6 protein-coding genes are annotated in these 4628 nt (G+C 43.0%); all 6 read left to right on the forward strand.

The features are described 5' to 3' along the window. Positions 1-476 precede the first annotated feature (476 nt). The 6 genes from AC3WRW_RS32690 to AC3WRW_RS32715 all read left to right on the forward strand — a co-directional run bounded on the left by AC3WRW_RS32690 (position 477) and on the right by AC3WRW_RS32715 (position 4260). Entirely contained in the window at positions 477-734 is a 258-nt protein-coding gene (locus AC3WRW_RS32690; protein ID WP_492550388.1) for a hypothetical protein, read from the forward strand. A 20-nt stretch (positions 735-754) separates the two neighbouring features. Next, the gene (locus tag AC3WRW_RS32695; protein WP_492550389.1) at positions 755-2005 is read left to right on the forward strand and encodes a hypothetical protein; all 1251 of its coding nucleotides are present in this window, start codon (positions 755-757) and stop codon (positions 2003-2005) included. Positions 2006-2190: 185 nt separating this feature from the next. Further along, positions 2191-2337 carry a hypothetical protein gene (locus AC3WRW_RS32700; protein WP_492550390.1) on the forward strand — a complete coding sequence of 49 codons (147 nt, stop codon included), beginning with the start codon at positions 2191-2193 and terminating at the stop codon, positions 2335-2337. A 166-nt stretch (positions 2338-2503) separates the two neighbouring features. Then, entirely contained in the window at positions 2504-2686 is a 183-nt protein-coding gene (locus AC3WRW_RS32705) for a hypothetical protein (protein WP_492550391.1), read from the forward strand. A 60-nt stretch (positions 2687-2746) separates the two neighbouring features. Continuing rightward, the gene (locus tag AC3WRW_RS32710) at positions 2747-3442 is read left to right on the forward strand and encodes a zonular occludens toxin domain-containing protein (RefSeq protein WP_492550392.1); all 696 of its coding nucleotides are present in this window, start codon (positions 2747-2749) and stop codon (positions 3440-3442) included. Positions 3443-3708: 266 nt separating this feature from the next. Beyond that, the gene (locus AC3WRW_RS32715; protein WP_492550393.1) at positions 3709-4260 is read left to right on the forward strand and encodes a hypothetical protein; all 552 of its coding nucleotides are present in this window, start codon (positions 3709-3711) and stop codon (positions 4258-4260) included. The last annotated feature ends 368 nt before the right edge of the window (positions 4261-4628 follow it).

A 4628-nucleotide genomic window follows, 5' to 3' on the forward strand; every position in this document is an offset into this window, starting at 1 on the left:
AAAAATTTGGGAGTCCGCCAACTGGGTGGACTTCTTTTTTTGTCCATTTATGCATAAAAGGATGCGAACACTTTTGTTCTGGTCGATGCGAACACTTTGCATAAAATATCAACGATATTAACCATTTATGCATTTGTGTCTAAATTGTGAAATTTTGCAGAGATTGACCGAAAGTTGACCGTTATGAGAACGTGTGTTCGTGTAAAATGGAATGGTGGGGGCAATTGGTGGCGAGATTGCCTTAAACCCTAGCCCGTACGAGTCCTGTTCTGGAACAATGCCTGACTGATCACGCGAACGGCACCAGCTCCACTCTGTGGTAACTATCGGGAAACCCACTATTTTAGTAACTAGAATCAAACGTTCTTTGAAAACTTCAAATCGACTCTAGTAGTTTTGTTGCTAGGGCTTCGCTTCCCAAAGCGGTGCCATATGGAGCCAAACTCCTAAAACACATTCAAAAGGATGGGATAACAATGGCAGGTAATGAAAAACAGTTTTTGTTCAAAGAGTACAGAACAGGTAATCGCAAAGCACCGAAAACGGGCACATGGAGCTGCATCGATCTTCACGACGAGCAGACGCTTGAGAACATTACGTTTTATTTGGAAGATGGCGTGACGATTAACACAGAAGCATTCAAACTTAGGGATAGAGTGATTGCGACACTTGGCAGCAATGTTCGTTTCGGTAAGTTGGAAACGGTTCTCCAGGGACTTCGCAAAGCACAATAATAGAATGGTGGGGACGAGGTTTGAATAAAGTTCTCCTTTTCATTTTTGCAATGATTGCGGGGATCTTGATCAACTTCTTCCCCGGCAAGGCTCATGCAGCTGTCACTCCTAGTATGGATTGGTATGATCAAGTATCGTCCCAATTTGTTAATAAGCCGACTAAAGATGAAATTATTGCATGGCTGCAAGATTCCAGGCAACAGCAGAAGCGTATTTATTTAGTTAATTCGTACAGTGATTGGAGCAGAACTGTACAGCCTACGCAACGGACAATGGAATTGTGGTCAATGGATACTACGAACACAATGTCTATTAATGGTGATGTACCTATTTGTTATCAATATGCGGATACAATTCCAAAAAATCAATATTGTGCTCCTGGACAATCGGCTGGATATTATGATACTCAAGTGATTCTTTATGGTAACAAAGTGAATTACATGTCTCGATTGACTAAGGTTGGAACAAGTCTAATGGCAACATATTCAACAGGGACGGAAGGCACGTCACAGTGGGGTGATGGTCATTCTGTTTCTGGGGGATTTACTTCATTAGCTACTAAAACACCTGAGTCAAGTTATCACCCAAATAAATTGGTTCCTACTGTTTCAGAGGTTGAGATAACGAATTCGGTTTGGGGTTCAAACTCACCGGTAGGGAATGTGGTGCAATTTAATCCAGCGGATAAAAATATTTATGCCTCTACTCCGAATAGTGCCATTTTTATTCGCACGACAAATTTCAGGCAAATCTCGTTTACAGTAGATGGTGCTTATATTGATACTTTAGCGGTAGCAAATGCATCGACGGCTGCTAGTGATACTCTGGTTCCGCAGAATGTTTTGGACAAAATAAAAGTTGTTGGAAAACACACGTTGTATCTTAAAACGTGGTTGTCGGATGCGAAGACGGATGTTCCTACAGTTACGACATTTGAAATCACATATGCAGATTCAAAACCTTATGTACCGCCTTCGACCGGTGGTGGTTCTACCGATTCGAACGGATTACCAATTGCTCCTTCTGCTCCTCAAAGTGGATGGGATTTAATCGGTTGGCTGAAATATTTAGTTGACTGGGTTCTTTACATTGTTAACATCGTTATCTATCTTCTGGCTCAAGCTGGCGGACGTATCAATGATTTGTTTCAGTCTTCTAGTGGTTTCATTAGCGCCATAAAGTTGTTTTTTGGATTCTTGCCTCCTGACGTGAATGCCTTGTTAGGGACATCGTTGTTGCTTGTCATTCTATTACGGATTTTTAAAAGGTAAGGTGGGATGGCAGCTGAACGATTATGGCTTAGGACTCTTGTTTAAAAAGATATGGGATGTTTGGAATACTACGGTAACAATGCCTTGGATCGGGGAAACAAGCTATTTTAAAATGTCTATCTTCTTAGCTTTCTTCGGATTGTTAGCGGATTTTGTTGCAGGTTTATTAGGAGGGAATAACGACGATGGGTGACATGGACCATGCCCAAATGATTATTGATGCAATTAATGCTTCGACTGCACAAATCATTCAAGCTGTACATATTCAGTTCTCAGTTTTGATTCTAGTGATCGTTGTTCTCTTTTTTGTAATGAGGAGAGGTAAACGCTAATGCTAGATACTATATTTGGTTTCTTCTTACCGACGCCGCCTCCAGGGATGGAAGCATTGTATTATGTGGGTCAGCTGCTTATCGGCATTATGGTTTTTGATGCCCTTTTCGATATATTCCGCTTTGTACGTAATTTGATTCCATTTGGAAGGAGGTGACAATAAACATGGCTGCTACTCCTATGACATTAACTGAATTTATCGCAATGGCTTCTTCGATCCTTGATGTTGTCAAAACAGGTATGGGCGTATTCATGGAGCCGCCTTTAGTGTGGTTCGTTGCAATGGCGTTCTTGGCTGCGGTTCTCGGTATGGCTCAAAAGTTCATTCCTAAGAAAAAAGCAAAATAATTAACGGGGCTATCCGATCTGACCATCGGGTAGCCTTTTTATCACATTTGGGGTGATGAAATGATTGAAGTCTATTCAGGTTTTCCAGGCAGCGGCAAGACGTTTGCCTGTACATATAGAGCATATAAGGCAATGAAAAACGGTGATATTGTCTTTACTAATTATCCGCTGAAAGGCGCGCATAAGATCACTTTCGACGATCTGATCAACTACACATTTCCGGTCGGCTCCACTGTCATTATAGACGAGGCTGGCCGATGGTTCAATTCTCGTAAATGGTCTAGTTTGCCTGAACAGGTCTTTGACTTGTTTACTTTGCACCGGCACATGAAGCTTGATCTCATTGTTGCGGTTCAGAATTTTAACCGAATCGATAAGGCGCTGCGAGAAGTCATTGAGCTTGTTTGGTGGAGCAGGAATATTCCTGGGCTGCCATTTTTCATTTATGAGGGTTATTACGATGTTGAAATGATGGGCTTAAAAGGTGAACACGATAAACAATCGATTATTTGGCGGTGGGCTCGATCGCGGAAATTATACGACACTCATGCGATGAAAAACACAGTTCAGTCGGATTTGATTCCGTTGTCTCCATGGTTCGAACCCAAACTACGCATCCCGTTATGGACTCGTTTGAAAAATGTCCTTCTTAAACGCATTGGCGGTTCGGGCTCCAGAGGTGTCCGCGGAGCGGATCCGTCGGAGCTTGAACGCCAACAGGGGGAAGAAGAGTCTTTTGCTTCGAGTCTTTTATAGGGACGTCGACTCCTGGAACCTTCCCGGAAGACTTGTTTATGTTTGTGCCGGCTAAATGTGATCTGGCTCCATTCCATTAACAACCGATCTTTTACTGAAGCCATACGAAGCGATGTAAACCAAATGATCAACTGGAGTTTCCGAAAGTATGGACAGGTTTAGGTGTGACTCCTTCAAATGAATTTGGTTACTAAAATCATATTGACAGTTATTCGCTAGAGCTGTATATTGAATTTAGTAACTTAATTCAAAAGGTGGTGGTTTAAATGGAACGCGAACTTATGAAGAAAAGTCTTCAGCAGATGTACGATACAGCTCATATCCATCGTGCGCATATGGTTGCTTACGATCAGCCTGGTTATCCAAATCCGGAATCACAGGCGTTGTTCCAGGCGTACCAATTGTTTTGTGGTGATACTGACGCATTTATTCGTCGTGAACGTCTTGGTGATAAGCGGTATGCTGAATTGTTTGCTCAGATGTTGGACAGGTTTCATGCTTTGGAAAAGGAATATGCACGATTAATGGCACTTAAAAAGCCGAAAGAAGAAAAGAAAATAGTTACTGAATTCGAAGTTGGCGAGAACGGTAAAGGGCAAGGCATGTTGAAGATGAAACGTGGTGGCAGCCGTGAAGGTGCCGGGCGTAAAAAGTCGGATTATGTGGCTCGTAAAGTTTCGCTTGCGCTGCTTCCCGAGCATTGGGAGTATTTCGATGATGTTCTGGAACGTCGGCAGCAGCTTGAGCCGAAACTAACGCAGTCCGATCTGCTTCGTCAAATTTTTGAAATTTCTATGAGGAGGAGGGAGCCTGAATGATTCATGGGCAGTGCGTTCAGTGTAAGAAAGGGACGCTTTTCAATTGTGGCTCGTTCTATCGCTGCGATTTTTGCGGGTATGAGGAGCCGACGAAAGTTGCTGCAGCAAAGTTACCTGTTCGACCTCTCCAGGAACGACCTGCAGGTACGAAAACGACTCCTGGAGAGCGGCAGCTGCAGCTGTTCGATACGACGGATTTTATTGGTTTTGGTGGTCGGTGATATGGACAAATGTAATTTTTCGGGCGCGTCGGCGTCTTAGACCCCCGTATTGTAACACGGGGGTACAAAATACAAGACACAGGTCACGGGGCTACGCCCGGTCTGAAAATGTCGCTATTAGTACTTTTGAACCTTATTTTGTAATAA

The sequence above is a fragment of the Paenibacillus sp. FW126-R14 genome, from assembly GCF_058789495.1.